The sequence below is a fragment of the Micromonospora sp. NPDC005215 genome (assembly GCF_040607915.1).
In the GTDB taxonomy this organism is placed as follows: domain Bacteria; phylum Actinomycetota; class Actinomycetes; order Mycobacteriales; family Micromonosporaceae; genus Micromonospora.
This window is the reverse complement of record NZ_JBEXHQ010000055.1, coordinates 24,363-50,793: the sequence shown is the minus strand read 5'-3', so window position 1 is coordinate 50,793 and position 26,431 is coordinate 24,363. Positions and strand designations below refer to the sequence as shown.

Below are 26,431 nucleotides of genomic sequence, written 5' to 3'. Positions count from 1 at the left end.
GATCTCTGTAAGTGTGACTGGAGTTCAGTCTTGTGATCTACCGATCGGGCGAGCGAGCACGGCGGGCACGGGCGAGCGGGCACGGCGGGCACGGGCGAGCGGGCACGGCGGGCACGGGCGAGCGGGCACAGCGGGCACGGCGGGCACGGGCGAGCGGGCACGGCGGGCACGGGCGAGCGGGCACTGGCACGGCACGGCGGGTGCGGTGGCGCCTATGGACAGCGCAAGGAGGCGGGGCCCCGATGGCTCACGCCACCGAGGCCCCGCCTCCTTGCTGCTGGTTGTGCTACTCGTCCGCGCCCGCGACGGCGGTGCCAGCGGCTGTGCCACCGAGGTCGGCCGGCACGGCGTCCGGAACTTCGACCGGCTTTTCCGCGCCCCGGAAGACGAGCTTGGACTTGTCGATGTCGTTCGGGTCGCCCTCGCAGTCCACCACAACGATCTGACCCGGGGTCAGCTCGTTGAACAGGATCCGCTCGGAGAGGTTGTCCTCGATGTCGCGCTGGATCGTGCGACGAAGCGGACGGGCACCGAGCACCGGGTCGAAGCCCTTCGCCGCCAGGTACTTCTTGGCGTTGTCGGTCAGCTCCAGACCCATGTCCTTGTTGCGCAGCTGGCCCTCGATCCGCTGGATCATGATGTCCACGATCGAGAGGATCTCGCTCTGACGCAGCTGGTGGAAGACGATGGTGTCGTCGATCCGGTTGAGGAACTCAGGCCGGAAGTGCTGCTTGAGCTCGTCGTTGACCTTCTGCTTCATCCGGTCGTAGTTGGACTCGGAGTCCTCCGACTGCTGGAAGCCCAGCGACACCGCCTTGGCGACGTCACGGGTGCCCAGGTTGGTGGTCAGGATGATGACCGTGTTCTTGAAGTCCACGATCCGACCCTGACCGTCGGTGAGCCGACCGTCCTCGAGGATCTGGAGCAGCGTGTTGAACACGTCCGGGTGGGCCTTCTCGATCTCGTCGAAGAGGACCACCGAGAACGGCCGACGCCGCACCTTCTCGGTCAGCTGCCCGCCCTCGTCGTAACCGACGTAGCCGGGAGGGGCACCCACGAGCCGGGAGACCGTGTAGCGGTCGTGGAACTCGGACATGTCCAGCTGGATGAGGGCATCCTCGCTGCCGAAGAGGAACTCGGCGAGCGCCTTGGACAGCTCGGTCTTACCGACACCGGACGGACCGGCGAAGATGAACGAGCCCGACGGGCGCTTCGGGTCCTTCAGGCCGGCCCGGGTACGCCGGATCGCCTTCGAGACCGCCTTGACCGCGTCCTCCTGGCCGATGACGCGCTTGTGCAGCTCGTCCTCCATGCGCAGCAGGCGCGAGGTCTCCTCCTCGGTCAGCTTGTAGACCGGGATGCCGGTCCAGTTGCCGAGCACCTCGGCGATCTGCTCGTCGTCGACCTCGCTGACGACGTCCAGGTCACCGGCCTTCCACTCCTTCTCCCGCTGAGCCTTCTGGCCGAGCAGCTGCTTCTCCTTGTCGCGCAGCTGGGCGGCGCGCTCGAAGTCCTGAGCGTCGATCGCGGACTCCTTGTCGCGACGCACCTGGGCGATGCGCTCGTCGAAGTCACGCAGGTCTGGCGGCGCGGTCATCCGACGGATCCGCATCCGGGCGCCGGCCTCGTCGATCAGGTCGATCGCCTTGTCCGGCAGGAAGCGGTCGGAGATGTACCGGTCGGCCAGCGTCGCGGCCGCCACCAGGGCGGCGTCGGTGATCGAGACCCGGTGGTGCGCCTCGTACCGGTCGCGCAGGCCCTTGAGGATCTCGATGGTGTGCGCCAGCGACGGCTCACCCACCTGGATCGGCTGGAACCGGCGCTCGAGAGCGGCGTCCTTCTCCAGGTGCTTGCGGTATTCGTCAAGCGTGGTGGCGCCGATGGTCTGCAGCTCACCACGGGCCAGCATCGGCTTCAGGATGCTCGCGGCGTCGATCGCGCCCTCGGCGGCACCCGCACCCACCAGGGTGTGGATCTCGTCGATGAACAGGATGATGTCGCCGCGGGTGCGGATCTCCTTGAGCACCTTCTTGAGGCGCTCCTCGAAGTCACCGCGGTAGCGGGAACCGGCGACCAGCGCACCCAGGTCGAGCGTGTAGAGCTGCTTGTCCTTGAGAGTCTCGGGCACCTCGCCCTTGATGATCTTCTGGGAAAGCCCCTCCACCACGGCGGTCTTACCGACGCCGGGCTCACCGATCAGGACCGGGTTGTTCTTTGTACGGCGGGAGAGCACCTGCATGACCCGCTCGATTTCCTTCTCGCGCCCGATGACCGGGTCGAGCTTGCCCTCGCGGGCGGCCTGAGTCAGGTTGCGACCGAACTGGTCCAGCACCAGGCTGGTCGACGGCGCGGCCTCACCCGGCGCGGCGCCCGCCGCGGCAGGCTCCTTGCCCTGGTAGCCGGAGAGCAGCTGGATCACCTGCTGGCGGACCCGGTTGAGGTCGGCGCCGAGCTTGACCAGCACCTGGGCGGCAACGCCCTCGCCCTCGCGGATCAGCCCGAGCAGGATGTGCTCGGTGCCGATGTAGTTGTGGCCGAGCTGCAGCGCCTCGCGCAGCGACAGCTCCAGCACCTTCTTGGCCCGCGGCGTGAACGGGATGTGCCCGCTCGGCGCCTGCTGACCCTGGCCGATGATCTCCTCGACCTGCTGACGGACACCCTCCAGGGAGATGCCGAGGCTCTCCAGGGCCTTCGCCGCGACGCCTTCACCTTCGTGGATCAGGCCCAGCAGGATGTGTTCCGTACCGATGTAGTTGTGGTTGAGCATCCGGGCCTCTTCTTGGGCCAGGACGACAACCCGTCGCGCTCGGTCGGTGAACCGCTCGAACATGCCCTCGTGCTCCTCACGTGCCGTGCGCCTTGATGGTCAAGATCTTGGCGGGGCCGGTGCACGAACGTCCGGGACGGGCGTCCGTGCCTCCTTACTCTATCGTCGCTGACCGACTCAGCTGAGGTCGTGTGTCTCTGGTCCGGGTCGGTTCCACGTCGTTTTGGACAACCGTCCGCGCTCAGGAGGTGTTCCGGTAGTCCTGTCGCTACGCGCAGAGCGAAATCCGACTGGCACGACCAGAGCCCGATCCGGGCCTCGGAAGCGCTCCGGAGGCCCTCAGGAGGGGGAACCGGGGGTCGCTTCGACCGCCGCACCCCGACCCTGGGGAAGGTTGTCCACAGGCTGTGGATAGTTGCTCCACTGGTTGTGGACAACGCCGGTGGGCACGAAATGCTTCCCCGCCCCTCAACTCCCGCCCGCACCCCCGGACACGGCGACGCCGGCCCGGAGAACTGCTCCGGCCCGGCGTCGGTGTCGCCTGCGGTGGCGACTAACCACCAACAGCTGATGGATCAGCGCTTCGCGTGGTACTCGTCAACGATCTCCTGCGGGATACGACCCCGGTCCGAGATGTCCTTGCCGGCCTTCTTGGCCCACTCCCGGATCGCCTTGTTCTGTTCCCGATCGGCGGTCGCGCCGCCCCGACCGCGGGCAGCCCGCCCACCGATCACCACGCCGCCCCGGCCGACCTTGGTGCCGGCACCCACGTACGAGGCAAAAGCGTCGCGCAATTTAGCGGCGTTGGCACTCGACAGGTCGATCTCGTACTGAACGCCGTCGAGGGCGAACTTGACGGTCTCCTCCGCGTCCCCGCCGTCCAGGTCATCGACCAGCTTGTGAATGATCTGCTTGGCCACGTCCCACATTCCTTTCGAGCAGGGCACTCCTGCTAACGAGAGAACAATAACCCCCGCACTGCTTGCCGCGTCAATAGGATGCCGTTACGGCGTGGGCGAGCCCGGGCGAGACTACTCCGGGCGGACCAACGGGAAGAGGATCGTTTCCCGAATTCCCAGGCCGGTCAGGGCCATCAACAGCCGGTCGATTCCCATTCCCATACCGCCGGCCGGCGGCATTCCGTACTCCATGGCCCGGAGAAAGTCCTCGTCGAGACGCATCGCCTCGTCGTCGCCACGGGCCGCGAGCTGCGCCTGGGCCACCAGCCGCTCCCGCTGCACGACCGGGTCGACCAGCTCGGAGTACGCGGTGCCCAGCTCGAAGCCGAGCACGTAGAGGTCCCACTTCTCGGCCAACCCCGGCTCACTGCGGTGGGCCCGGGTGAGCGGGCTGGTTTCCTCCGGGTAGTCCCGCACGAAGGTGGGTGCCACCAGGCCGGGGACGACCAGTTCCTCGAACAGTTCCTCGGCCAGCTTGCCCGGCCCCCACTTCGGATCTACCGCCAATCCCACCTTGTCCGCGTACTCCACCAGGCGGGATCGGTCGGTGCGGACCGTGACCTCCTCGCCGAGCGCTTCGGAAAGCACGCCGAAGAGTGTCACCGAGCGCCACTCGCCACCCAGGTCGAACTCCTGCCCGTCGGCGTGGGTCACCACCATCGAACCGCTGACCGCGATCGCCGCCTGTTGCACGAGATTACGGGTCAGCTCAGCCATCGTGTCGTAGTCGCCGTACGCCTGGTACGTCTCCAGCATCGCGAACTCGGGCGAGTGCGAAGAGTCGACACCCTCATTACGGAAGTTGCGGTTGATCTCGAAGACGCGGTCGACGCCGCCAACCACGGCGCGCTTGAGAAACAGTTCCGGAGCGATTCGCAGATACAGATCGGTGTTCAGCGCATTGCTGTGGGTCACGAACGGGCGGGCCGCCGCGCCACCATGCAGCAGTTGCAGCATCGGCGTTTCCACCTCGATGAAGCCCTGCCCGTGCAGTGAGTCGCGCAGACTGCGCACCGCGGCGGCTCGGGTACGGACCATCTCCCGTGCCTGCGGCCGGACGATCAGGTCGACGTAACGCTGCCGGACGCGGGCCTCCTCGGAGAGCGGCTTGTGCGCCACCGGCAACGGGCGCAGCGCCTTGGCGGTCATCTCCCACTGCTGTGCCAGGACCGACAACTCACCCCGGCGGCTGGTGATCACCTCACCGGTGACGCCGACATGGTCGCCGAGGTCGACAAGGCGCTTCCACGCCTCCAGCCGCTCCGGCCCCACCCGGTCCAGGGAGAGCATCGCCTGCAACTCGGTGCCGTCGCCGTCGCGCAGGGTCGCGAAGCACAGCTTGCCGGTGTTACGTACGAAGATCACGCGGCCGGTGACCGCTACCTGGTCGCCGGTCGCGGTGTCGGTCGGCAGGTCGGCGTAACGGGCCCGGACCTGCGCCAGGGTGGTCGTCCGGGGAAAGCCGACCGGGTAGGGCTCGACGCCCTCGGCGAGCATCCGGTCCCGCTTCTCCCGGCGGACCTTCATCTGCTCGGGAAGGTCATCGGCGGGGTCCACTGGCACGGCGTTCTGCTCGCTCACGGCACGCTTCCTCGTCACGAAGATTACGGGGGGTCAGGCCCGAGCGTACTCAAGCGCTCAGGTGGTCGTTATCGGATAACCTGCCCGCCATGGCGGATCACACTCAGGCGCTCTCGTTCGGCGCGGCCGCGGCCGACTACGACCGGTTTCGGCCCCGCTATCCGGTGGACGCCGTGCGGTGGGCGCTCGACGGGTTGGGCGGCTCCGCCCGGGTCGTCGACCTGGGCGCGGGCACCGGCATCCTCACTCGGGGGGTGCTCGCCCTCGGCCACCAGGTGACCTCGGTGGAGCCGGACCCCGAGATGCGCGCCCAACTGGACGCCGCCACCCCCGGCACCACCGCGCTGGCCGGCGGCGCCGAGACGCTGCCGCTGCCGGACGGGGTCGCGGACGCCGTGGTGGTGGGACAGGCGTACCACTGGTTCGACAGGGAGCCGGCGCACGCCGAGATCGCGCGGGTGCTCCGGCCGGGCGGGACGTTCGCCCCGATCTGGAACCTTCGGGACGATCGGATCGAGTGGGTCGCCGAACTGGGCCGGATCGCACACATGGGGGACAGCACCGGCAGCGTGCTGGACAAATACGCCGACTTCGGCCCCGCGTTCGAGCCGATCGAGCTGGGCGAGTTCACCCACCACACAGCGCTCACGTCGGACGAGCTCGTCTCGATGATGCACACCCGCTCGTACTGGCTCACCGCCCCGGCCGAACGGCGGGAAACGATCGACCAGGAGCTGCGGGAACTCCTCGCCACCCATCCGGACCTGGCCGGGCGCGCGACCGTGGACCTGCCGTACCGCACGATCGTGCTGCGGGCCCGGCGGCGCTGAAGCCCCGCCCGACGGCTGTCCCCCGGCGGCGGCCGGGGTTCACAGGTTGCGGTCGTAGACCATCCGGAGGCCGATCAGCGTGATCATCGGCTCGTGGTGGGTGATGGTGCGGCACTCGTTGATCACCAGGGAGGCCAGGCCGCCGGTGGCGATCACCGCCTTCACCTCGCCCAACTCCTCGGTCATCCGCTCGACGATGCGGTCCACCTGCCCGGCGAAACCGAAGTAGAGGCCGGCCTGGAGGCACTCGACGGTGTTCTTGCCGATCACCGAACGGGGCTTGGTGGCCTCGACCTTGCGCAGCTGGGCCGCCCGGGCGGCCAGTGCGTCGAAGGAGATCTCGATGCCCGGGGCGAACGCCCCGCCGAGGAACTCGCCCCGACCGCTGATCACGTCGAAGTTGGTGGTGGTGCCGAAGTCCACAACGATCGACGGCCCTCCGTAGAGGGCGTACGCGGCAAGCGTGTTCACCACCCGGTCGGCGCCCACCTCCTTCGGATTGTCGATCGCCAACTGCACCCCGGTCCGCACGCCCGGCTCGACGATCACGCTCGGCAGGTCGGCGTAGTAGCGACCGAGCATGGTGCGCAGCGAGCGCAGCGCGGCCGGCACTGTCGAGCAGGCGGCCACACCGGTGATCTCGACGTTGTCCCCGGCGAGCAGGCCCCGGAACATGAGGCCCAACTCGTCCGCCGTCGAGCGGGCATCGGTCTTGATCCGCCAGGAGTGCACCAGCTTGTCGCCGTCGAAGGTCGCCAGCACGGTGTTGGTGTTTCCGATGTCGATGCAGAGCAGCACGCACGCAGCCTAGACAACGACCGTACGGGCGGGTGCGGACCGGGCGACGGACCGTATCCTTGTCGTATCGCGACATGAGCATGGATCAATCCACGGCGCGGCCGGACGGGGAGCGGACATGTCGGGGACGTGGTGGGTGCGGGGCCGCAACACCCTGCGCCGGCGTCGACGACACGTGTTGGTGCTTGTCGCGTTGGCCGGCGGCGCCATCTGGATGATCGTGCAGGCCTGGCGGGCGTCCCTTCGGGAGAGCGGCAGCTTCGCCGGCGACCTCTACCTCAACATCGGCGCGGCTCTGATCATGACGCTGCTGACGTACGTGGTGCTCAACCCGCTCTTCCGCGAACTTCAGACGGTCAGCATCATCGAGCACCCCCGACTGGACCGGGACGCCCTGATCGAACGGGTCGCCCAGTCCCGGGAGATCGTGGCCATCCTGGAGACCTGGACCAGCATGTTGGAAGGTCCGTACGCGGCCCGGTTCGTAGCCGCGTTGCGCTCCGCGCTCGTCAACGGCGCCGTGGTCAAGGTGTTGCTGCTCGACCCGGACTCGCCGGCGGTCCGGCTGCGCGGCGAGGAGCTGCGCCGGCGGGACGCCTCGGTCGCCATCCTCAACAACCTGTGGCACCTCGCGCGGCTCAGCGAGGAGTTGCCCGAGTCGGCCCGCGCCCGGCTTCAGGTCCGGGTCTACAGCGCGGCCCCCTCCGTACAGATGTACCGCTGGGACGGGAAGGCCTTCATCTCGTTCTTCCCGGTGCAGGGCAGCACCTTCGACACCCAGCAGATCGAGGCGTTCGTCTCGACCCCGTTGGGCGAGTTCGTCGACGACCGGTTCGCCGAGCTCTGGGACACCGCTCCGCTGGAGGACCTGGCGGCCTGCCTCACGCTGCGGCTCTGCCTGCGCCAGGCCGGTCGGGACCTGGAAACCTGCGACGCCCTCTACGTACGCTCCGACGGCGACTGGTACATCGCCGGCACCGACCTGGTGCGCAACGTGGCCCGGCACGGCCTGGCCGGGCTCAGCGTCGTGCTGGACCGGCCCGAGGCGGCCGGCGAGATCTTCGCCATCGGTGAGGCCGACGAGCTGCCGCCGGAGATCTACAACCGGGTGCTGGAGCTGTTCCGCGCCAAATACGGTTTGGACGGCCGGCAGGACACCGAGAACCGGGTGATCTTCAACCTGGCCGCCAGCTCGCTCACCACCGTCTGAGACGCCGGTCTCAGCCCGCTACCCGGTCCGCAGGTCCATGGCGATGTCCAGGATCGGCGACGAGTGGGTCAACGCCCCCACCGAGAGGAAATCCACGCCGGTGGCCGCGTACCGCCCCGCCACCTCCAGGGTCAACCCCCCGGTCGCCTCCAACTCGGCCCGGTCACCCACCGCGGCCACCGCCTCGGCCAACACCTGCGGCGTCATGTTGTCGCAGAGCAGGAAGTCCGCCCCGGCCTCCACCGCCTCCACCGCCTCGTCGACTCCTGTCACCTCGACCTGCACCGGCACCTCCGGGAACGCCTCCCGGACCCGCCGGTACGCCGCCGTGATGCCCCCGGCGGCCAACTTGTGGTTGTCCTTGATCATGGCCACGTCGTAGAGGCCCATCCGCTTGTTGGTGCCCCCGCCGGCCCGCACCGCGTACTTCTCCAGCGCCCGCAGGCCCGGCGTCGTCTTGCGGGTGTCCAGCACCATCGCCTTCGTGCCGGCCAACGCGTCCGCCCAGGCACGCGTGTGGGTGGCCACCCCGGACATCCGGCAGAGCAGGTTCAGCGCCGTCCGCTCGGCCGTCAGCAGCAGCCGGGTCGGGCCGGTCACCGTCGCCAGCACCGCACCGCGGGCCACCCGCTCGCCGTCCCGGGCCAGCACCGACACCTCGACGGTACGACCGAAGCCGGTCACCTCACCCACCAGCTCGAACACGGCGGCCGCCACGGCCATCCCGGCCAGCACACCATCCGCGCGGGCCACCAGGTCGGCGGCGTCGGTCTGCTCCGCCGGAATGGTGGCCACGCTCGTGACGTCCAGGAAATCGGGGCCCAGATCCTCGACCAGCGCGGTTTCGATCACCTGCCGCACCTGCGCCGGATCCAGCCCGGCCGCCCGCAACGCCGCCTCTGTCGACCCCGTCATGAGTTTCCCTCCCACTGTTGGCCCACCCGGCCCTCCGCCCCGACCGACCCGACCAGGTGACCCAGCCACCGCTCGTCGGCCGTCGGGAAGTCCTCCCGCCAGTGGCAACCCCGGGTCTCACCGCGTGCGTACGCGGCGGCAACCAGCGTCGACGCCACGGTGAGCAGGTTGGTCGCCTCCCAGTCGGCGGTCCGGGGTCGGCCCCGGGCAACGCCCAACTCCCGCAGCGTCCCGGCCGCCTCGGCCAGCGTCGCCGCGGATCGGAGCACCCCGGCCCCCCGGGTCATCGCCCGTTGCAGGGTCGGCGTCGCCGCCGCGGGCAGCACCCAGCCGGCGCCCCCGCGCCAGGCACCGGTGTCCGCTGGCTGAACCTGCTCGGGCAGGCCGGCCGCGATGTCCTCGGCGATCCGCCGGGAGAAGACCAGACCTTCCAGCAGCGAGTTGCTGGCCAGCCGGTTCGCGCCGTGCACCCCCGTGCAGGCCACCTCGCCGCAGGCGTACAGGCCGGGAATCGAGGTGCGACCGCGCAGGTCGGTGCGGACACCGCCGGAGGCGTAGTGGGCGGCCGGCGCCACCGGGATCAGCTCCGTCGCCGGGTCCACGCCGATGGCCAGGCAGGACGCCACGATGGTGGGGAACCGGCCGGCCAGGAAGTCCCCGCCCAGGTGCCGCGCGTCGAGGAAGACGTGGTCCGCGCCGGTGGTCAGCAACACCCGGTGGATGCCCTTGGCCACCACGTCCCGGGGTGCCAGCTCCGCCAACTCGTGCTGGCCCACCATGAACCTCTTGCCGTCGGCGTCCACCAGGTACGCGCCCTCACCGCGCAGCGCCTCGGAGACCAGCGGCTGCTGCGCGTGGCCGGCACCGGGCACTCCCGCGCCGGGCGGGGTGATCAGGGCGGTCGGGTGGAACTGGACGAACTCCACGTCGGTCACCGCCGCGCCGGCCCGCATCGCCAGCGCCACCCCGTCGCCGGTGGAGACCGCGGGGTTGGTGGTGGCCGCGAAGGTCTGCCCCATGCCACCGGTGGCGAGCACCACCGCCCGGGCCAGCAGCGCGCCGACGCCGTCCTCGCTGCCCTCGCCCAGCACGTGCAGGGTGATTCCGCAGGCCGGGCCGAGCCCGTCCGGGCCGTCGCCCGGCGCTCGCAGCAGGTCCAGGACCAGGGCGTGGTCGACAAGTCGGATCCACGGGTCGCGCTGCACCGCGGCGTGCAGCGCCCGCTGCACCTCCGCGCCGGTGGCGTCACCGCCGGCGTGCACGATCCGGTCCGCCCGGTGCCCGCCCTCGCGGGTCAGCATCAACGAGCCGTCCGGGTGGCGATCGAATTCGGCACCGATGCGCATCAGCTCCCGCAGCCGGGTCGGGCCCTCCTCGACAAGCACCCGGACCGCCGCCGGGTCGCAGATTCCAACCCCGGCGATCTCGGTGTCGCGGGCGTGCGCCGCCGGGGTGTCCGTCGGGTCGAGCACGGCGGCGATGCCGCCCTGTGCCCACCGCGTCGAGCCGTCGTCGATGTTGACCTTGGTGACCACCGTGACGTGCAGGCCCGCCTCACGCAGGTGCAGCGCCGCGGTCAACCCGGCCACCCCGGAACCCACAACGATCACGTCGGTGGTCTCCACCCAGCCGGGTGCGGGCGCGGCCAGCAACGCGGGCAGGGCCGGCAGGTCGACGGTCGGAAGGTCCATCCCCCCAGTCAACCCGAACCGTCCTCGCTCGGGGCGGCGGGGGCGGGACGAGTGGTCTGGGCTACCCCGTCCGCGCCGTGCCGGCCGTCAGCCCGTTGTCACTTCGTCCGGACCGGAAGGCCGGCCGGGCCCGCGCCCTTCAGCGAGGCGGTCACCCTACGGTCGCTGAGCCACAGGTAGCAGCGGACACCCCGGTCACCGACCCGCCAGCGCCCCGCACCCGGCGGCCGGACCACCAACCCACTGCGAAAGCGCAGGTGGACGTCGTCCGGCACGCCCACGTACCGGCCGAGGACGGTGCGGCACCCGTTGTACAGCGGCGCCCAGTCGGCGTCCCGGGTCGGGTACGCCATGTCCGGCGCGCGCCACACCCCGACGAACTCGGCGTCGTGCTGTCGCGCGCACTCCACCGGGATCAGCGTCTGCACCCCCGCACCGGCCGCGGCGCGGGTCTGCTGGCAACCGAGCCGCAGCCCGGTCGCCCCCTTCAACGCGTCCCGCAGGCTGCCCGACCGGACCACCACTGTGGCCGCGGCCTCGACAGTGGTCAGCTCGGTGAGATCACACCGGAACCACCGGGAACCGGCCGCCCAGCCCGGCCCGGAGGGCAACGCCACCGACAGCCGCAGCCGGCCGGCCCGCCAGTCGTCGCCCACGTACCCGGTCGCCCGGGTGTCGCACTCGGTGAACGCGCCCCGCAACTCCGCCGAGCCACCCGCCGGCACACTCGCCCGTTCGACCGGAAACGCCCCCACATGCACCGTTTCCAGGCGGTGTGGGCCGGCACAGTCCACCGGCTCGTAGGCGGCCAGGGTGACCACATCGGTGAAGTCGGCGGCCTGGCAGACACCGGCGGCCGGGGTGAACGCCGACGGTGGCGGCAAGGCCGCCCAGTCGTCGGTCAGGTCACCGTCCAGGTCACCCGACCCGGCGCAGCCCACCAGCAGCACCGCCGTCACGGCAGCGGCGAACACGGTCGTCCTGGCACTGCGCATAGCGGCCTCCCCCAGCCACCGACCGGCTTTCGCCAGCGCGCCAAGGGTAACCGGAAATGACCTTCCGGTGACAGACCGGAATCGCCTCGCGCGGGATCAGACTCCGGACACGGCCAACGGGCTGGGCACCGGGTGGCCGGCCGTGCCGGGTGCCACCGCGGCCGGGTCGACACCCAACTCGAGCACCCGGTTGTCGGCGTCCACGTGCACCACCCGCGGACGGTACGACCGAGCCTCGGCATCGTCCATCTGGCCGTACGAGATCAGGATGACCAGGTCACCGGGGTGCACCAGGTGCGCTGCGGCACCGTTGATGCCGATCACGCCGCTGCCCCGCACGCCGGGAATCACGTACGTCTCCAGCCGTGCGCCGTTGGTGATGTCCACGATCGCCACCTGCTCGCCGGGGAGCAGGTCGGCGGCGTCGAGCAGGTCCTCGTCCACCGTCACCGAACCGACGTAGTGCAGGTCGGCCTGGGTCACCGTGGCCCGGTGGATCTTCGACTTGAGCATGGTCCGCAGCATCGGGGTGGCCTTTCACGAAAGTGGTGGAGGGTGGCGCGGCCCGGTCAGGGGCGGGGGGCGAGGTGGATCGCCGCGTTGTCGATCAAGCGGGTGGCGCCCACCCACGCGGCGATCACCAGCCGCGCCGGCCCGGTGATCGGCCCCGGCTCCAACTCGGGGTCGGTGAGCACCAGGTAGTCGAGGTGGGCACCCGGCGTACCGGCGCCGAACGCGGCGTGCGCGGCGGTCAGCACCGCACCCGCGTCCAGGCCGTCCTCGGCGGCCCGCGCACCGGCCCGCAACGCGGCGGACAGACTCAGCGCCGCCGCCCGCTCCGACTCGCTCAGGTAGCGGTTGCGGCTGGACAGCGCCAACCCGTCCGGCTCCCGGACGGTCGGCACGCCGACCACCTCGACCGGCACGTCCAGGTCCCGGGTCATCCGCCGGACCAGGGTCAGCTGCTGGTAGTCCTTCTCGCCGAAGAACGTCAGGTCCGCCCGGGTGAGCTGAAGCAACTTCAGCACCACGGTGAGCACCCCGTGGAAGAAGCCGGGGCGGCTCGCGCCCTCCAACTCCGCGCCGAGCGGGCCCGGGTCGAGGCGTACGCGGGGCTGGCCGTCCGGGTACATGTCCGCCACCGACGGGGCGAAGACGAGATCCACGCCCGCCCGCCGGCACACCTCCAGATCGGCGTCGAGGGTGCGCGGATAGCGGTCGAAGTCCTCGTTCGGCCCGAACTGCAACGGGTTCACGAAGATCGTCACCAGCACGTGGTCGGCCTGTTTCCGGGCCGCGCGCAGCAACGTCTCGTGCCCGGAGTGCAGCGCGCCCATCGTCATCACCACACCGACAGTGCCCTTCAGCCCGGCCCGAGCCTCGGCCAGCTCGGCGCGCGAGTGTACGAGCTGTGTCATGCGGCCACCTCCCGGGCGGTGTCGGCGAGCACGCCGAGCAGCGACTGCGCGTCCACCGGCCGTAGCCGGCCGGCGGCGATCGCCCGATCGGCGGTACGCCGGGCCAACGCGAGATAGGCGGGGACGGATTCCGGCGCGGTGGCGGCCAACCGGGCCAGGTGCTGCTGGACGGTGCCCGCGTCGCCCCGGGAGACCGGGCCGGTCAACGCGTCGTCACCGAGCCGCAGCGCGTTTTCCAGGGCGGCCCGCAGCAGCGGGGCGAGCACCTTCTCCGGCCGGGCCACCCCGGCGTCGCGCAGCCGGTCGGTCGCCTCGTTGACGAGGGTCACCAGGTGGTTCGCGCCGTGGGCCAGCGCGGCGTGGTACAGCGGGCGGTCCGACTCGGCCACCCACTCGGGCACGCCACCCAGGTCGGCGACCAGCCGGGCAGCCAGCGGGCGCAGCTCCGCCGGGGCGGTCACCCCGTACGAGATGCCGGCCAACCGGGCCAGGTCGTCCGGCGTACCGGTGAAGGTCATGGCGGGATGCAGGGCCAGCGGCCGGGCGCCGACCGCGGCGGCCGGCGCCAGCACGGTCAGGCCGTGCGCGCCGGAGGTGTGCGCGACCACCTGGCCGGGACGCAGCGCGCCCCGGTCGGCGAGGTCGGTCACCACGCCGGCCAGCGCGTCGTCCGGCACCGCGATCAGCAGCAGGTCGGCGGCAGCGTGGGCGACAGCGGCGGCCGGGCGGCGCGGCACCTCGGGCAGCAGCAGGGCGAGGCGAGCCCGGCTGGCCCCGGAGTCGCCGGTGACGGCGACCACGCGGTGCCCGGCGGCGACGAGCGCGGCGCCCAGGACGGCGCCGACCCGACCGGCGCCAACAACGCCGACGGTGAGAAGACGGGAAGGAGGGGCGCCGGTGACGGCGCGGTCCCGTGGTGTGGCAGGCCCAAACTGGGCGGCCGGGCGCGGGCGCAGCGGTGCGCTCATGACGACGATCCAGTCCTCGAGAAGGGGTACCGGTCGATCGCAAGTATGCGCCCGCGTCACGGGGCCGAAACAGGAGGTGTGAAAACGTTCACCACCGAAGGAAGTGCCCGGTAGTGACCGGTCGGCCTCAGCCCGGGGCCGTCGTGAGCGTGCGTAGTTCGGTGGCCACCTCGGCGATCAGGTCGGCGAACGAGCCGCCATCGCTCTCGGGTGCGACCCAGCGGGCGAGCGCCACCCGGAAGACCATCACACCGGACTCGGTCGCCAGGGCGGCGGTCGTCTCGCTGAGGCCCTTGGCACGCAGAGCGGCGGCGACCGCGGCCGTCAGCGAGCTCGTCTTGCGCAGCTCACGCTCCTGCAACTCGGGACTACTGACAATGATCGACTGGCGCATCCGGACCAGCTCGAGGCGGTCGGTGAAGATCTGCTCCGCCACCTGGCGGAAGGCGGCGACGACCGCCTCGAACGGCCCGACGTCCGTCTCGGCCACCGCCTTGACCAGAACCCCCTCCAACTGCTCGCCGCCGCTGAAGAGCGCCTCGCGTTTGTCGCCGAAGAGCCGGTAGAAGGTGCGCTTGTCGAGCCCGGCCCGGGCGGCGATGTCGGCGACCGTCGTCTGCTCGAAGCCGCGCTCGCGGAACAGCTCGAAGGCGGCCGCCTCCAGGCGGCCACGCGCGTCGGGTTGCCAGCGGGCCATGCGGCGATGGTATCCGATGTCACGCTGCGACATTCTTTCCGGCCGAGCTATGTCACATCGCGACATCGTGCGATACGGTGATGTCACAAGGCGACATGACCATCTCACAAAGGACTCGCCATGCGCGTATTCGTCACCGGCGCCTCCGGCCACCTCGGCTCCGCGGTCGTACCGAAACTGATCTCCGCCGGACACGACGTCGTCGGCCTGGCCCGCTCCGACACGTCCACCGCCGCGATCGAGAAGCTCGGCGCCGAGGTACGCCGTGGCGACCTCTCCGACCTCGACGCGCTTCGGGAGGAGGCGGCCGGCTCCGACGGGGTGGTCCACCTGGCGTTCCGCCACGACCTCCTGGTCACCGGCGACCTGGCCGGCGCCGCCGAGGTCGACCTGGCGGCTCTCACGGCACTCGCCGACGGTCTGGCCGGCTCCGGCAAGCCCCTGGTCGGCACGGGCGGGACGGCCATGCTCGTGATGAGCGGCATCGTCGGCCGACCCGGCACCGAACACGACACCTTCCCCAGCGGCGGCTACCGGATCGACGCGGACAACCTCGTGACCGGCCTCGCCGCCCTCGGCGTGCGCTCCTCCGTCGTCCGGCTCCCCATCGTGCACAGCTCGCTGGACCACGTCGGCTTCATCACCACCATCATCGCGGCGGCCCGGCAGCACGGGTACGCCGCGTACGTCGGCGAGGGGGCCAACCGCTGGCCGGCGGTGCACACGCTCGACGCGGCCGAGCTCTACCGACTCGCCCTGGAAAAGGCCCCGGCCGGTGCGCGCCTGCACGCTGTCGGCGACGCGGGAGTCCCCTTCCGGCAGATCGCCGAGGCCGTCGGCCGCAACCTCGACATCCCGGTCCGGAGCATCAGTCCCGACGAGGCGAACGGGTACTTCGGCTTCCTCGGGACGTTCGCGCAGCTGGACAACCCGACGTCGTCCGCCGTCACGCGCGAGCTGCTGGGCTGGACCCCCGCCCACCCCGACCTGATCGCCGACCTGGATGCGGGGCACTACTTCCAAGCGTGAACCACGACCGCGCGGCCGGGGATCACGAGTCGCGCCGGAACCGGTGACCGTAGGGTCGGCACGGTGACACACCCTGAACTCGAAGTGAACTGATGTCGATCCGGTGGCGGGACGCGATGAGCCGGGCCCTCTACGGGCCGCACGGCTTCTTCGTTGCCGGCGCCGGGCCGGCCGACCACTTCCGAACCAGCGTGCACGCCTCCCCGGCCTTCGCCACCGCGCTGCTACGGCTGGTCTCTCAGGTCGACGCGACCCTCGGCCACCCTGACCGACTCGATGTTGTCGACGTCGGTGCGGGTCGGGGTGAGCTGTTGCTCACCCTGCTCAGGCTCGTCGCGTCGGACAGCGCCGTCGAGGTTGCGGTGGGGGTTTCCGGGGAGCCCACCCGCTCCGGGCGGTCAGGCTTGATCCCTCCGCGGGCGGGCTCCCCGGAAACCCTGACTCCCACGGCCTCCGCCCGCCGGTCGCTCGACGAGCCGTCGTCCGGCACCGCCCGTCCGTCGCTCGCGGAACGCGTGCGCTTCACAGCCGTCGAGTACGCCCACCGCCCCGAGAACCTGCCCGAGGAGATCAACTGGACGTCCGAGATCCCCGCCGAGATCACCGGAGTGCTGCTCGCCACCGAGTGGCTGGACAACGTCCCACTCGACGTGGCAGTGCACACCGAAGACGGCTGGCGATACGTGCTGGTCGACCCGGAGAGCGGCGCGGAAACGCGCGGTGATCTGGTCAGCCCTGACGATCTTGATTGGCTGACAGAGTGGTGGCCCAGCCCCGGGACCTTGCCCAGCACGGACTGTGACCCGAATCCGGGGGTGACCTCGACGGACGCGACAAGCGGAAGCGAGTCGGGCTTCGGGGCAGCCCGGCCGGCGGAGGGATCAAGCCTGACCGCCCGGAGCCGGCCGGGCTGCCCCGAAACCCCCCACAGCGACTACCCACGAGCCGAAGTCGGTCGGACCAGGGACGAAGCCTGGGTCAACGCGGTGCGGAAGATCGAACGCGGGCTCGCGGTGGCTGTCGACTACGGACACTTGCGGGACAGCAGGCCGACGAACGGGACGTTGACGGGTTACCGGGGTGGGCGGCAGGTGCCTCCGGTGCCGGACGGGTCGAGTGACGTGACCGCGCACGTGGCCATGGACTCGGTCGCCTCCGCTGGTGCGGCGGTCGCCCGGTGTGCGTACTCCCTGGTCCCGCAGCGGGAGGCGCTGCGGGCGCTCGGGGCCGACGGCGGCCGACCGCCGCTGAGCCTGGCCGGCACCGACCCGGCGGGGTACGTGCGGGCGCTGGCCGCCGCGTCGGCGGTGGCCGAGCTGACCGATCCGGCCGGGCTCGGCGGGCACTGGTGGCTGCGGCAACCGGTCGGCATCCCGCTCGGCCCGGCCGTGGCACGATGACGGGCATGACCACCGACGCCGGGGACCTCCGTGAACTGACCGTCGGCACCGGGGCCGGCCTGGTCGCCGGCACCGGCGACCAGCAGCTCGGCACCGACATGGTGTTGAACATCGGCCCGCAGCACCCCTCCACGCACGGCGTGCTGCGACTCAAGCTGGTGCTCGACGGTGAGCGGGTGGTCGCCTGCGAACCGATCATCGGCTACATGCACCGGGGCGCGGAGAAGCTGTTCGAGGTGCGCGACTACCGGCAGATCATCGTGCTCGCCAACCGGCACGACTGGCTCTCGGCGTTCTCCAACGAGCTGGGTGTGGTGCTCGCTGTGGAACGCCTGATGGGCATGGAGGTGCCGGAGCGGGCCACCTGGCTGCGGATGGCCCTCGCCGAGCTGAACCGGGTGCTCAACCACCTGATGTTCCTCGGCTCGTACCCGTTGGAGATCGGGGCGATCACGCCGATCTTCTACGCCTTCCGGGAACGGGAGACCATCCAGGCGGTGATGGAGGAGGTCTCCGGCGGCCGGATCCACTACATGTTCAACCGGGTGGGCGGCCTCAAGGAAGAGGTGCCGTACGGGTGGACCGGCCGGGCCCGCGCGGCGATCGGCGAGGTACGCCGGCGGCTGCCCGACCTGGACCACCTGATCCGGCGCAACGAGATCTTCCTGGCCCGCACCGTCGGCGTGGGGGTGCTCTCCGCCGCCGACGCCGCCGCGTTCGGCGCGTCCGGGCCGGTGGCCCGCGCCTCCGGGCTCGACCTGGACCTGCGCCGCGACGACCCCTACCTGGCCTACGACGAGCTGGACGTGCCGGTGGTCACCAAGACCGCCGGCGACTGCCACGCGCGTTTCGAGGTGCTGCTCGACCAGGTGTACGCGTCGTTGGACCTCGCCGAGCAGTGCCTGGACCGGGTGGACCAGCTGACCGGGCCGATCAACACTCGACTGCCGAAGGTGCTCAAGGCGCCGGAGGGGCACACGTACGCCTGGACGGAGAACCCGCTCGGCATCAACGGCTACTACCTGGTGTCCCGGGGTGAGAAGACGCCGTGGCGGTTGAAGCTGCGGACCGCCTCCTACGCGAACGTGCAGGCGCTGGCCACCCTGCTGCCCGGCTGCCTGGTCCCGGACCTGATCGCGATCCTCGGTTCGATGTTCTTCGTGGTCGGCGACATCGACAAGTGACGCGGCCCGGCTGACCGGTCAGCGCCAGCGGTCGCCGGGCGGGGCACCGCCGGCGCGCGGTGCGTCGTCCTGCGGCGGGTAGCCGTAGCGCTCGTCGACCCGACGCCGACCGGTCCGCTCCGGCGCGGGTTCGGCCTGGTGACCGCGCGGGCGCGGCGGGCGCCACTCGTCGGGAACCGGGACGCCGCCCACCGGCAGCGCCGGCCGGTCCGCCGGCTCGGCCCGGTGGTACGACTCGCGCTCCTCGTGCCGACGCGGCTCCCCGTAGCGGCGCGGCTCGTCATGCTGGCGCGGCTCGCCGTGCTGGCGCGGCTCCCCGTGCTGGCGCGGCTCGTCATGCTGGCGCGGCTCGCCGTGCTGGCGCGGCTCGTCATGCTGGCGCGGCTCGTCATGCTGGCGCGGCTCCCCGTAGCGGCGCGGCTGCTCGTGTTGGCGGGGTTCCTCATGGCGGACCTCGGCCCAGCGGTCGGCCACCCGGTACTCGGTGCCGGTGGCGTCGGCGCGTACCTCGGCCCGGCGTTCGCCGACCCGCAGCTCACGGCCGTTCTCGTCGTCGCGGACGGCCGCCCACCGGTCCCCGGCCCGCAGCTGCGACCAGTACTCGCCCGTGTCGTCGGCCCGCAGGGCCGGACCGGGCTGCGGGGCGACCGCACTCGCCCGCTCGCGCTGGTCCGACCAACCGCGATCGTCCGGGCTGTCCCAGGAGCCCGAGGTCGGCCGCTCCGGCGCGTGGTGCGACCTGGGGGCCGGGCCAGGCTCGTCGGGCTGGGCGTACGTGTCGCGCGGATCGGTCCACTCCGGCTCGTCGCGGCGACCTGTCCAGCCCGGCTCGTGGCCGTCAGGGTCGGGCCCGTTCCGGTCGGCACCCCAACCCGACGCCTCCCGCGCGCCGCTCCACTCGGGCTCCCCAGCGGTCGAGGGCTGCGCCCCCCACGCCCGGTTGTCGCCAGGGCGGGCCCGGTCGTCGCCAGGGCGGGCCCGGTCGTCGCCAGGGCGCCGGTCGTCGCCGTACTCGGCTCGGGGGCGCTCCCCCGGCTCGCTCCTCGCTCGGCCGGCCGAGCGGGCACGCTCGTCCGCGCCGCCACCCCGGGTCCACTCCTGCGCCGGCGCGGTCCACCGGCCGGGGTATTCGCCGTCGTAGCGCCCAGTCGGCTCGGCCGGCCCGCCGTCCACCACTGTGTGGCGGGTGGTGACGTGCACGGTTTCGGTGTGCCGGACCACGCCGACCGGCCGGTGCGCCGGCTCGGGGCGGTCGTGCTCCCGGGGACGGGCTGAGCCGTACGCGGTGTCGGCCGGCCGCGCTGCGCCGTACGTTCTGGCGGTCGCCCGCGGCTCGGCGGCCTCCCGTGGGTAGACCGGCTCGTCGTCGTCCGGGTGCGGGGAACGGCCCCGCCGGGACACGTCGTCCGGGCCGGACACCCGGGCCCGGCCCGGCGGTGCGTCACCCGGCACCGAGACGCGGCTGCGGGCCACCGGCGCGTTCTCCAGCGGCGGCTCGACGCTCGGCACCCGCGCCCGGCCGGGACCCGGCGGCTCCGCAACGGGGGCGGCAGCGCCAGCGCCGACGGGGGCGGTACCGGCGAGTGCGGCACCACTGGCGTCCAGCCGGCGACGGACCGCGGCGATCCCCTCCTGTGCCCGGTGCGCCTGGTCGAGCGCCTGGCTACCGCGCTGCGTGGCGGTCGCGATCTCGGTACGCAACTCCCGGCGAAGTTCCTCGATCTCATCCAGCAGCTCGTCGGCTCGCGCACCCTCGCCGTCGGGCCGCAGCGCGATGGAGAGGCCGATCAGCACCACCGCGACGATGGCGAGCACCGCGGCGAAGCGCAGCGGGCCGTTACCGTCGGCGACCAGCAGGATCAGCGCCGCCACCGGCGCGAGAGCGACCCCCGCCCAGAAGAGCACGGTCAGCAGCTGTGGTCGACGCCGGGCGTCAGAGGTGGCCGGGGCTGGCATGGATGTGCAGCCTACCGACGAGTTTCGCTGGAGGGAACGGGGTCCCGGGACGCGCGGACGCCCCCGCCCGGTCGGGGCGGGGGCGTCCTCAGCACGCGCGGAGAGGGCTCAGCTGGTGGCGAACGCGCCGTCCGAGGAGAAGATCAGGCCCACGCTGATCGAGCCGTCGCGCAGACCGCTCTTGGTCAGCGGCCCGCCCTGGTCCAGCGAGGAGAACTTGCCCACCGACAGCCCGTACGTCTTCTCCAGACCCGGCTTGCAGAACGGACGCTGCTCGCACTCCGGCGGCCCACCCAGCACTGTCGCGCTGCCGGAGCACTTCGCGGCCAACTCGGAGAGGGTCCGCACGCCGTACTTGTCGGCGAACGCCTGGGTGACGGCGAAGGCGTTCTGGTCCTGGGCGGCGGCCGGGGCGCCGAAGGTGATGCCAGCCTTGTCGCCCTGGGCCTTGAGCGCGGTCACCGTGGTGTTGATGTCGGGCGAGGAGACCGGCGGAGGAGTGCCGCCCTTGTCCTTGGTGTTGAGGAACTCGGCCATTGTCGCCGCGTACTCCGGGACGACCTGGATCTCGCCCTTCTGCAGCGCCGGCTCGTACAGCTCGCGGTTGCCGATCTGCTGCACCTTGACCTGGTAGCCGGCGGCAGTGAGCGCGATCCGGTACAGCTCGCCCAGGATCTGACTCTCGGCGAAGTTGGCGGCGCCCACCACGATGTCGCCGCCCGGCCCCTTGGCGATGCCAGCGGTGATGTTGTTGGCGCTGGCGAACTCCTCGGCCGCCACCTTGGCGGTCTTGCGGTCCTCGTTGACTGCCTTGTTGAGCTGGATCAGCTTCGGGGTGTCGAGCGTGGCGGAGACCTTGTCCAGTGCGGCGATCAGCTGCGGGTTGGCCGCCTTGCTGTTGACCGCGGGGATGACGTTGTCGGAGTTCTGGAGCTTCTTGTCGTCCTGCAACGCGATGAGCTGCTTGCCAGCGACCGGGGCGCACCCGGCGCCGGAGGCGCTCGTTGCGGGTGCGTCGGTGCCAGAGGAGCCGGCGTCACCGCAGCCGGTGAGGAGCGCTGCCCCGGCGACGGCGCCGATCGCGCCGATCGCCAGACGTGTACGTGCGCGCATGTGCCCGCCTTCCGTGTCCCGGCGCGGCCCGTCCCGGGCCGGCCGCGTGTCCGACGGGCGATCCTGACTGTCGGCCGCCCGCGAATGTCCACCCAACATGCTCCGCGACCGACCGACAACTTGGGATGGACTTCGTCACCTCATCGTCACCGATCAAACGAGCGTCGGTAGCCGGCTCGACGCCTGGCTCACCCGGACGAGTCAGGCGCTTCCGGTGGCGTCGGCGGGCCGGGGCCGACCCGTCCGTTGCCGTCCGCGCCGCAGCGGACGGGGGGTGACAAGGCGTTCGACCCCGCCGAGGACCACCTCGGCCAGCAGCGCGAGCCCGGCCACCAGCACACCGCCGGCGACGATCTGCCCGCCGCCGGCCGCGATACCGATGCCGAAGCCGGTCCGGATGATCTGGCCGAGGCCGCCGCCGTTGACGAACGAGGCCAGTGCGGCGGTCGCGATCACCTGGACCGCTGCGGTCCGGAAACCGGCGGCCAGGTAGGGCACCGCGAGTGGCAACTCGACGCGGCGCAGCAACTGCCCGCCGGACAGGCCCATCCCGCGGGCCGCGTCGCGGGCCTCCGGGTCGACCTGGCGCACCCCGGTGTACGCGTTGGCCAGCAGCGGCGGCACGGCGAAGACGGCCAGCGCCACCACGACCGGCGTCTGCCCGAAGCCGCTGGCGAAGACCACCGGCAGGATGGTGAGCAGCGCCAGGGTGGGGATGGCCAGGGTGGCGTTGGACACCAGCACCACGAGGCCGCCGCCTCGGCCGAGGTGCCCCAGCCAGAGCCCCAGCGGCCAGGCCACCAGGCAGCCGAGCGCCACCGCCAGGGCCGAGATCGTCAGGTGCTCACCGAGCCGGTCCAGCATGCCGCCCGGGTTGGTCCAGTTCAGCGGGTCGTTGATCCAGGTGATCGCCTGGCCGATCGGATTTTCCGCGACGGTCACCGTGCCCTCCGGGCGGACCAGGGGGTCACCAGCCGGGCGACCAGGACGAGCAGGAGGTCGAGCACGACCGCGAGCGCCACGCAGAGCAGCGCGGCGGTCATGATCTCGGCCTTGTAGAGGTTGTTCTGGAAGCCCGCGAAGATCAACTGCCCGAGGCCGCCATGCCCGACCAGCACACCGACCGTGACCAACGCCACAGTCGAGACGGTCGCCAACCGCACGCCGGTCACGATGCCCGGAAGCGCCAACGGCAGGTCGATCCGGAACAGCCGTCCCCACCGGCCGTACCCCATCCCCTCGGCGGCCTCGCCGACCTCCGGGGGCACCTGGTTGAGGCCGGCCACCACGTTGCGCACGATCAACAGCAGCGCGTAGAGGACCAGCCCGACCAGCACGGTGGTGGTCCCGGTGCCCAGGTAGGGCGCGATGAACGCGAAGAGCGCCAACGACGGAATGGTGTAGACGACCCCGCTGACGGCCAGGATCGGACCGGCGAGCGGCCGGAACCAGTACGCCAGCACGGACAACGGCAGCGCGATCAACACCGCCAGCAGCACCGCCCGCCCGGTGAGGGAGGCGTGTTCGCGCACGGCGGCGAGGATCGTGTCAGAGTTGTCCCGCACGTACTGCCAGGAGAACCAGGGGTTACCCGGGTCGGCCCGGTAGCTCAGGCGGAAGGACATACGTGGACGTTACCCCGGAGGCTGCCGGCGCGGCCCGATCCCCTCGCGCGGCGTCGATCTCCCTACAGGGCATCCAGAAGCGCTACCCGAACGGCACCGAGGCCGTCCGGGAACTCAGCCTGGACGTCCGGGCCGGCGAGCTGGTGGTGCTGATCGGCCCGTCGGGGTGCGGTAAATCGACAGTACTGCGCATGATCAATCGCCTGATCGAGCCGACCGCCGGCCGGATCACGCTCGGCGACGAGGACGTCACCGACGTCGACCCGGTGCGGCTGCGCCGCCGAATCGGGTACGTGATCCAGAACGTCGGCCTCTTTCCACACCAGACGGTCCGGGCCAACGTGGCCACCGTGCCGGGCCTGCTCCGGTGGCCCAAGCGCCAGACCCGGGCCCGGGTCGACGAGTTGCTCGACCTGGTCGGCCTGGACCCGGCCCAGTTCGGCGCCCGCTACCCGCACGAGCTCTCCGGTGGCCAGCGGCAACGGGTCGGGGTGGCCCGCGCGCTCGCCGCCGACCCGGTGGTGCTGCTGATGGACGAGCCGTTCTCGGCCGTCGACCCGATCGTCCGGACCCACCTGCAGGAGGAGTTCCTCCGCCTTCAGGCCGAGGTCCGCAAGACGACGGTCCTGGTCACCCACGACCTCGACGAGGCGGTCCGGCTCGGCGACCGCATCGCGGTCCTCTCCGAGGGCGGGCACCTGGAGCAGTACGACACCCCTGCCGCACTGCTCGGCGCACCCGCCACCCCGTTCGTCCGCGAGTTCGTCGGAGCCGACCGGGGCATCCGCCGGCTGGCGGTGACCCCACTCGACCGGGAGTCACTGGAGCCCGTACCCGGCGACGCCGCCGCGGACCTGCCCACCGTGGCACTGGACGGCACCGCGTACGACGCGCTGGCGGTGCTGCTCACCTCGGGACGGGACCAGCTCGTGGTGACCGACGCCGGCCGCCCGGTGGGCGCGCTCAGCCGACACCGCCTGCTCGACCTGGGCCGACCGGCGAACTGACCTGACGGCGACCGGGCTGCCGCAGTCGGCGGCCCGGCTCCGGCCGCCTCCGGACGACCGCGCCGGGTTAGCTCAGGCGCGACCGCCGAGGCTGGCGGTGCCGATGATCCACCCGGTGAGGAAGCCGTAGCCGGCGCCGGTGCTGGCGTCCTGGAGGGCACCCAGCAGCGACGGATCCGGGCTGAGCAGCGCCGCCAGCACGGCGGCGAGCCCGCCGGCGAGCACGTACGCGGCCCAGCCGGAGAGGAACTGGCTGACCGAGCCGGGCACCCGGGCCACCTGCGCGGCCGGCAACAGGTAGAGCAGGGCAACCGCGAGGACCACCAGCAGCACGGCCCGCAGGTCGGCGGCGAACAAACCGCCGGCCTGCCCGTCCGCGTCGAGCCGCCAGGCCGGCCACGCGAGCAGGCGCAGATAGAAGGCGCCGGCCGACTCCGGGTCGGTCTGGGAGGCGGCCCAACCGGTGTACGCCGGACTGCCACAGATCCCGACCAGCAACAACACGGCGAGCGCGCCGGTGCCGGCGGCCGTACCGTAGCGGCTGACCCGGCCGGAGCGGTGCATGAGCGACGCCATCCGCCCAGGCCCCGAACCGGTCGTTCGGGCGGACCTGGGCTGCCCCGAGCGGTTCAGTGCTTCAGCAGGTAGTCGATGAAGGCGGCCCGCAGCAGCGGCGCGGACTCCTCGTAACCGTGACCGGTCAGCTCCCGCCACAGCGCGTTGGCCTCGTCGATGGTCGGGCCGATCGAGTTCGGCGCGCCGTCCAGCACCGTGGCCTCGTCCGCGTTCGGCAGGTGCCGCAGCACCGACCAGTAGAACTTGACGTCGCGACGCTCCCGGGCCAGGGCGAACGCCCGCTCCCGCAGCTCCTCGGTGGACAACGCGTCAAGCTCGGCGAACGAGGTTCCGCCGGGGGTGGCGGCAGGTGTGTCGGTCATGTCGCCGAGCCTAACGGTCGAGATCAGCTCCGGCTCGGCGGACGCCACCCTGATCACCGCTCGTCGGCGTCCCACCGACGCGGGCTGTCCTCCCAACGCGGATCCCGCCACGGGTCGACCGGTTGCGGCGCGGCCGGCGTCGGCAGCGTCGGCGGCCAGTTGTCCACCGACTGCGACTGCGGCATGGTCCAACCCGTGCTGATCGTGCCGTCGGTGACCGGTTCGGGTATGTCGGGGCTGCCCGGTCGGGGCCGACCGAACGTCTCGACCAGCCGGGTGACAAGCAACCCGACGCCGAGCGCGGCGCCACCCACCGCCCAGGTGCTCAGCGTCCAACCACGCTCCGGCGCGTACGCCTGGAAGACGGTGACCAGGCTGACCGCCAGCACCATGCCGAACACACCGCCGCGACGGCCGTACGCGCTGGTGCCGGCGAGCAGGGCCACCCCGATCGCCAGGACCGTCCAGTCCAGCCCCGAGGTGGGCGCGACCGACCCGGGATCCGTGGCCGACCCGGGGTTGTTGGCGGCGATGAGGACACCGGCGAGGGCGGCCAGCACGGTGGAGCAGACCAGCGCGACAGCGGTGACCACGGCGGCCACCACGCCCCGCCGGCGAGCCGGGTCGGCGATCGGGCGGTACCGGCCGACCAGCCGGCGGATCGCCCGGATCGCGCCGAACAACCCGCCGAGGACGGCCACCGCCGCGAAGCCGGCGAACAGGTATCCGGCGCTGCGCCCCGGGTCGTAGTCGCCCTGCACCAGCACGGGCGCCGAACGGCGTTCGATGAACACCACCACACCGGCCGCGCCGGCCAGGCTGGCAGCCCAGCCCGGCACGTGCAGCACCACCACGATCAACGCCAACGCGAGCCCGCCCAGCGCGGCGACCGCAACGGCCGGGCCGAGCGACGCCGGCAGGCCCCGATCACCCTGCTCGGCGTAGTGCAGGGCGGCGGCGACCGCGACCGGCCCGACGGCCAGGTTCGGTGCCGCCGTACGCAGGCTCAGACCGGCGGCCAGGGCGAGCAACCCCAACCCGACCGCGTCGACGAGCAACGAGCGCAGGTTGTCGGCGCGCAGGGCGGCCTGATCCTCCTGCCAGAGCAGCCAGCCCATCGCCGCCACCCCGGCCAGCAGCACAAGCTCCCAGCCCAGCTGCACGCCGATCCGATCCCGGCCGGGGTCTCCGTGCGTGGGGTCGTCGAAGACGTTCTCCAGAACGGCGGCGGGCACCCCGGACGAGGGCTCGGCCGAGCGGTCCCGGCCCGCTTCTTCGTAACCCATCACGCCGCCTCCCCAGTGGCCGGCCGTCCCCGGTCCGGCGCGCGGACGGACCGTGGGCGGCCCT

At 71.8% G+C, this 26,431-nt stretch carries 24 protein-coding genes; 6 read left to right on the top strand and 18 right to left on the bottom strand.

Features of this window, described 5'->3' with window-relative positions:
• Nucleotides 1–286: 286 nt before the first annotated feature.
• The 3 genes from ABZU25_RS29610 to lysS all read right to left on the bottom strand — a co-directional run bounded on the left by ABZU25_RS29610 (nt 287) and on the right by lysS (nt 5,307).
• On the bottom strand, nt 287–2,830 hold the full coding sequence (locus tag ABZU25_RS29610) for an ATP-dependent Clp protease ATP-binding subunit (protein WP_204942407.1): 2,544 nt from the start codon (nt 2,828–2,830) through the stop codon (nt 287–289).
• Nucleotides 2,831–3,342: 512 nt separating this feature from the next.
• On the bottom strand, nt 3,343–3,687 hold the full coding sequence (locus ABZU25_RS29605) for an Lsr2 family protein (RefSeq protein WP_355032647.1): 345 nt from the start codon (nt 3,685–3,687) through the stop codon (nt 3,343–3,345).
• Between the two features lie 111 nt (nt 3,688–3,798).
• Nucleotides 3,799–5,307, bottom strand: a complete 1,509-nt coding sequence (gene lysS / locus ABZU25_RS29600) for a lysine--tRNA ligase (protein WP_355032646.1) — start codon at nt 5,305–5,307, stop codon at nt 3,799–3,801.
• An 89-nt stretch (nt 5,308–5,396) separates the two neighbouring features.
• Between lysS and ABZU25_RS29595 the strand changes: the two genes are divergently transcribed.
• Nucleotides 5,397–6,137 (top strand): class I SAM-dependent methyltransferase, encoded by a 741-nt coding sequence (locus ABZU25_RS29595; protein WP_355032645.1) that lies wholly within the window; start codon nt 5,397–5,399, stop codon nt 6,135–6,137.
• Between the two features lie 39 nt (nt 6,138–6,176).
• Here the strand turns inward: ABZU25_RS29595 and ABZU25_RS29590 are convergent, their stop codons facing one another.
• The gene (locus ABZU25_RS29590; RefSeq protein ID WP_355032644.1) at nt 6,177–6,935 is read right to left on the bottom strand and encodes a type III pantothenate kinase; all 759 of its coding nucleotides are present in this window, start codon (nt 6,933–6,935) and stop codon (nt 6,177–6,179) included.
• A gap of 118 nt (nt 6,936–7,053) precedes the next feature.
• On the opposite strand from ABZU25_RS29590, the gene ABZU25_RS29585 reads away from it, so the two are divergent.
• Complete coding sequence (locus tag ABZU25_RS29585; RefSeq protein ID WP_355032643.1) at nt 7,054–8,145, top strand: hypothetical protein; 1,092 nt, start codon at nt 7,054–7,056, stop codon at nt 8,143–8,145.
• Between the two features lie 18 nt (nt 8,146–8,163).
• On the opposite strand, the gene nadC is transcribed toward ABZU25_RS29585, so the two are convergent.
• The 7 genes from nadC to ABZU25_RS29550 all read right to left on the bottom strand — a co-directional run bounded on the left by nadC (nt 8,164) and on the right by ABZU25_RS29550 (nt 14,829).
• Nucleotides 8,164–9,060 carry a carboxylating nicotinate-nucleotide diphosphorylase gene (gene nadC, locus ABZU25_RS29580; protein WP_355032642.1) on the bottom strand — a complete coding sequence of 299 codons (897 nt, stop codon included), beginning with the start codon at nt 9,058–9,060 and terminating at the stop codon, nt 8,164–8,166.
• Nucleotides 9,057–10,751, bottom strand: coding sequence for an L-aspartate oxidase (locus ABZU25_RS29575; protein ID WP_355032641.1), 1,695 nt, complete (start codon nt 10,749–10,751; stop codon nt 9,057–9,059). Before ABZU25_RS29575 ends, nadC begins: the two co-directional genes overlap by 4 nt.
• Nucleotides 10,752–10,849: 98 nt before the next feature.
• Nucleotides 10,850–11,746, bottom strand: coding sequence for a septum formation family protein (locus ABZU25_RS29570; RefSeq protein ID WP_355032640.1), 897 nt, complete (start codon nt 11,744–11,746; stop codon nt 10,850–10,852).
• 96 nt (nt 11,747–11,842) lie between these two features.
• On the bottom strand, nt 11,843–12,271 hold the full coding sequence (panD, locus tag ABZU25_RS29565) for an aspartate 1-decarboxylase (RefSeq protein WP_355032639.1): 429 nt from the start codon (nt 12,269–12,271) through the stop codon (nt 11,843–11,845).
• 44 nt (nt 12,272–12,315) lie between these two features.
• Nucleotides 12,316–13,164 (bottom strand): pantoate--beta-alanine ligase, encoded by an 849-nt coding sequence (gene panC / locus ABZU25_RS29560; RefSeq protein ID WP_355032638.1) that lies wholly within the window; start codon nt 13,162–13,164, stop codon nt 12,316–12,318.
• Complete coding sequence (locus tag ABZU25_RS29555) at nt 13,161–14,132, bottom strand: Rossmann-like and DUF2520 domain-containing protein (protein WP_355032637.1); 972 nt, start codon at nt 14,130–14,132, stop codon at nt 13,161–13,163. The genes panC and ABZU25_RS29555 overlap by 4 nt, the downstream gene beginning before the upstream one ends.
• 127 nt (nt 14,133–14,259) lie before the next feature.
• Entirely contained in the window at nt 14,260–14,829 is a 570-nt protein-coding gene (locus ABZU25_RS29550) for a TetR family transcriptional regulator (RefSeq protein WP_355032636.1), read from the bottom strand.
• A gap of 120 nt (nt 14,830–14,949) precedes the next feature.
• On the opposite strand from ABZU25_RS29550, the gene ABZU25_RS29545 reads away from it, so the two are divergent.
• The 3 genes from ABZU25_RS29545 to ABZU25_RS29535 all read left to right on the top strand — a co-directional run bounded on the left by ABZU25_RS29545 (nt 14,950) and on the right by ABZU25_RS29535 (nt 18,442).
• A complete protein-coding gene (locus ABZU25_RS29545) occupies nt 14,950–15,858 on the top strand; it encodes an SDR family oxidoreductase (RefSeq protein WP_355032635.1) in 909 nt (302 codons plus the stop codon).
• A 92-nt stretch (nt 15,859–15,950) separates the two neighbouring features.
• Complete coding sequence (locus ABZU25_RS29540; RefSeq protein ID WP_355032634.1) at nt 15,951–17,258, top strand: SAM-dependent methyltransferase; 1,308 nt, start codon at nt 15,951–15,953, stop codon at nt 17,256–17,258.
• Nucleotides 17,255–18,442 carry an NADH-quinone oxidoreductase subunit D gene (locus ABZU25_RS29535; protein ID WP_355032633.1) on the top strand — a complete coding sequence of 396 codons (1,188 nt, stop codon included), beginning with the start codon at nt 17,255–17,257 and terminating at the stop codon, nt 18,440–18,442. Before ABZU25_RS29540 ends, ABZU25_RS29535 begins: the two co-directional genes overlap by 4 nt.
• Nucleotides 18,443–18,460: 18 nt before the next feature.
• Here the strand turns inward: ABZU25_RS29535 and ABZU25_RS29530 are convergent, their stop codons facing one another.
• From ABZU25_RS29530 to ABZU25_RS29515, 4 genes are all read right to left on the bottom strand, one after another.
• Nucleotides 18,461–20,398, bottom strand: a complete 1,938-nt coding sequence (locus tag ABZU25_RS29530) for a hypothetical protein (protein WP_355032632.1) — start codon at nt 20,396–20,398, stop codon at nt 18,461–18,463.
• Nucleotides 20,399–20,506: 108 nt separating this feature from the next.
• Nucleotides 20,507–21,511 carry a glycine betaine ABC transporter substrate-binding protein gene (locus ABZU25_RS29525; RefSeq protein WP_355032631.1) on the bottom strand — a complete coding sequence of 335 codons (1,005 nt, stop codon included), beginning with the start codon at nt 21,509–21,511 and terminating at the stop codon, nt 20,507–20,509.
• Nucleotides 21,512–21,712: 201 nt separating this feature from the next.
• On the bottom strand, nt 21,713–22,453 hold the full coding sequence (locus ABZU25_RS29520; protein WP_355032630.1) for an ABC transporter permease: 741 nt from the start codon (nt 22,451–22,453) through the stop codon (nt 21,713–21,715).
• Nucleotides 22,450–23,136 carry an ABC transporter permease gene (locus ABZU25_RS29515; protein ID WP_355032629.1) on the bottom strand — a complete coding sequence of 229 codons (687 nt, stop codon included), beginning with the start codon at nt 23,134–23,136 and terminating at the stop codon, nt 22,450–22,452. Before ABZU25_RS29515 ends, ABZU25_RS29520 begins: the two co-directional genes overlap by 4 nt.
• A 2-nt stretch (nt 23,137–23,138) precedes the next feature.
• Between ABZU25_RS29515 and ABZU25_RS29510 the strand changes: the two genes are divergently transcribed.
• Entirely contained in the window at nt 23,139–24,143 is a 1,005-nt protein-coding gene (locus ABZU25_RS29510; RefSeq protein WP_355032628.1) for an ATP-binding cassette domain-containing protein, read from the top strand.
• A 72-nt stretch (nt 24,144–24,215) separates the two neighbouring features.
• Here the strand turns inward: ABZU25_RS29510 and ABZU25_RS29505 are convergent, their stop codons facing one another.
• The 3 genes from ABZU25_RS29505 to ABZU25_RS29495 are packed head-to-tail and all read right to left on the bottom strand — an operon-like array spanning nt 24,216 to nt 26,367.
• Nucleotides 24,216–24,719: a hypothetical protein gene (locus ABZU25_RS29505; RefSeq protein WP_355032627.1), complete on the bottom strand. Its 504-nt coding sequence runs from the start codon at nt 24,717–24,719 to the stop codon at nt 24,216–24,218.
• Nucleotides 24,720–24,772: 53 nt separating this feature from the next.
• Complete coding sequence (locus ABZU25_RS29500) at nt 24,773–25,081, bottom strand: hypothetical protein (RefSeq protein ID WP_355032626.1); 309 nt, start codon at nt 25,079–25,081, stop codon at nt 24,773–24,775.
• Nucleotides 25,082–25,134: 53 nt separating this feature from the next.
• Nucleotides 25,135–26,367 carry an ABC transporter permease gene (locus ABZU25_RS29495; protein WP_355032625.1) on the bottom strand — a complete coding sequence of 411 codons (1,233 nt, stop codon included), beginning with the start codon at nt 26,365–26,367 and terminating at the stop codon, nt 25,135–25,137.
• Nucleotides 26,368–26,431 lie beyond the last annotated feature (64 nt).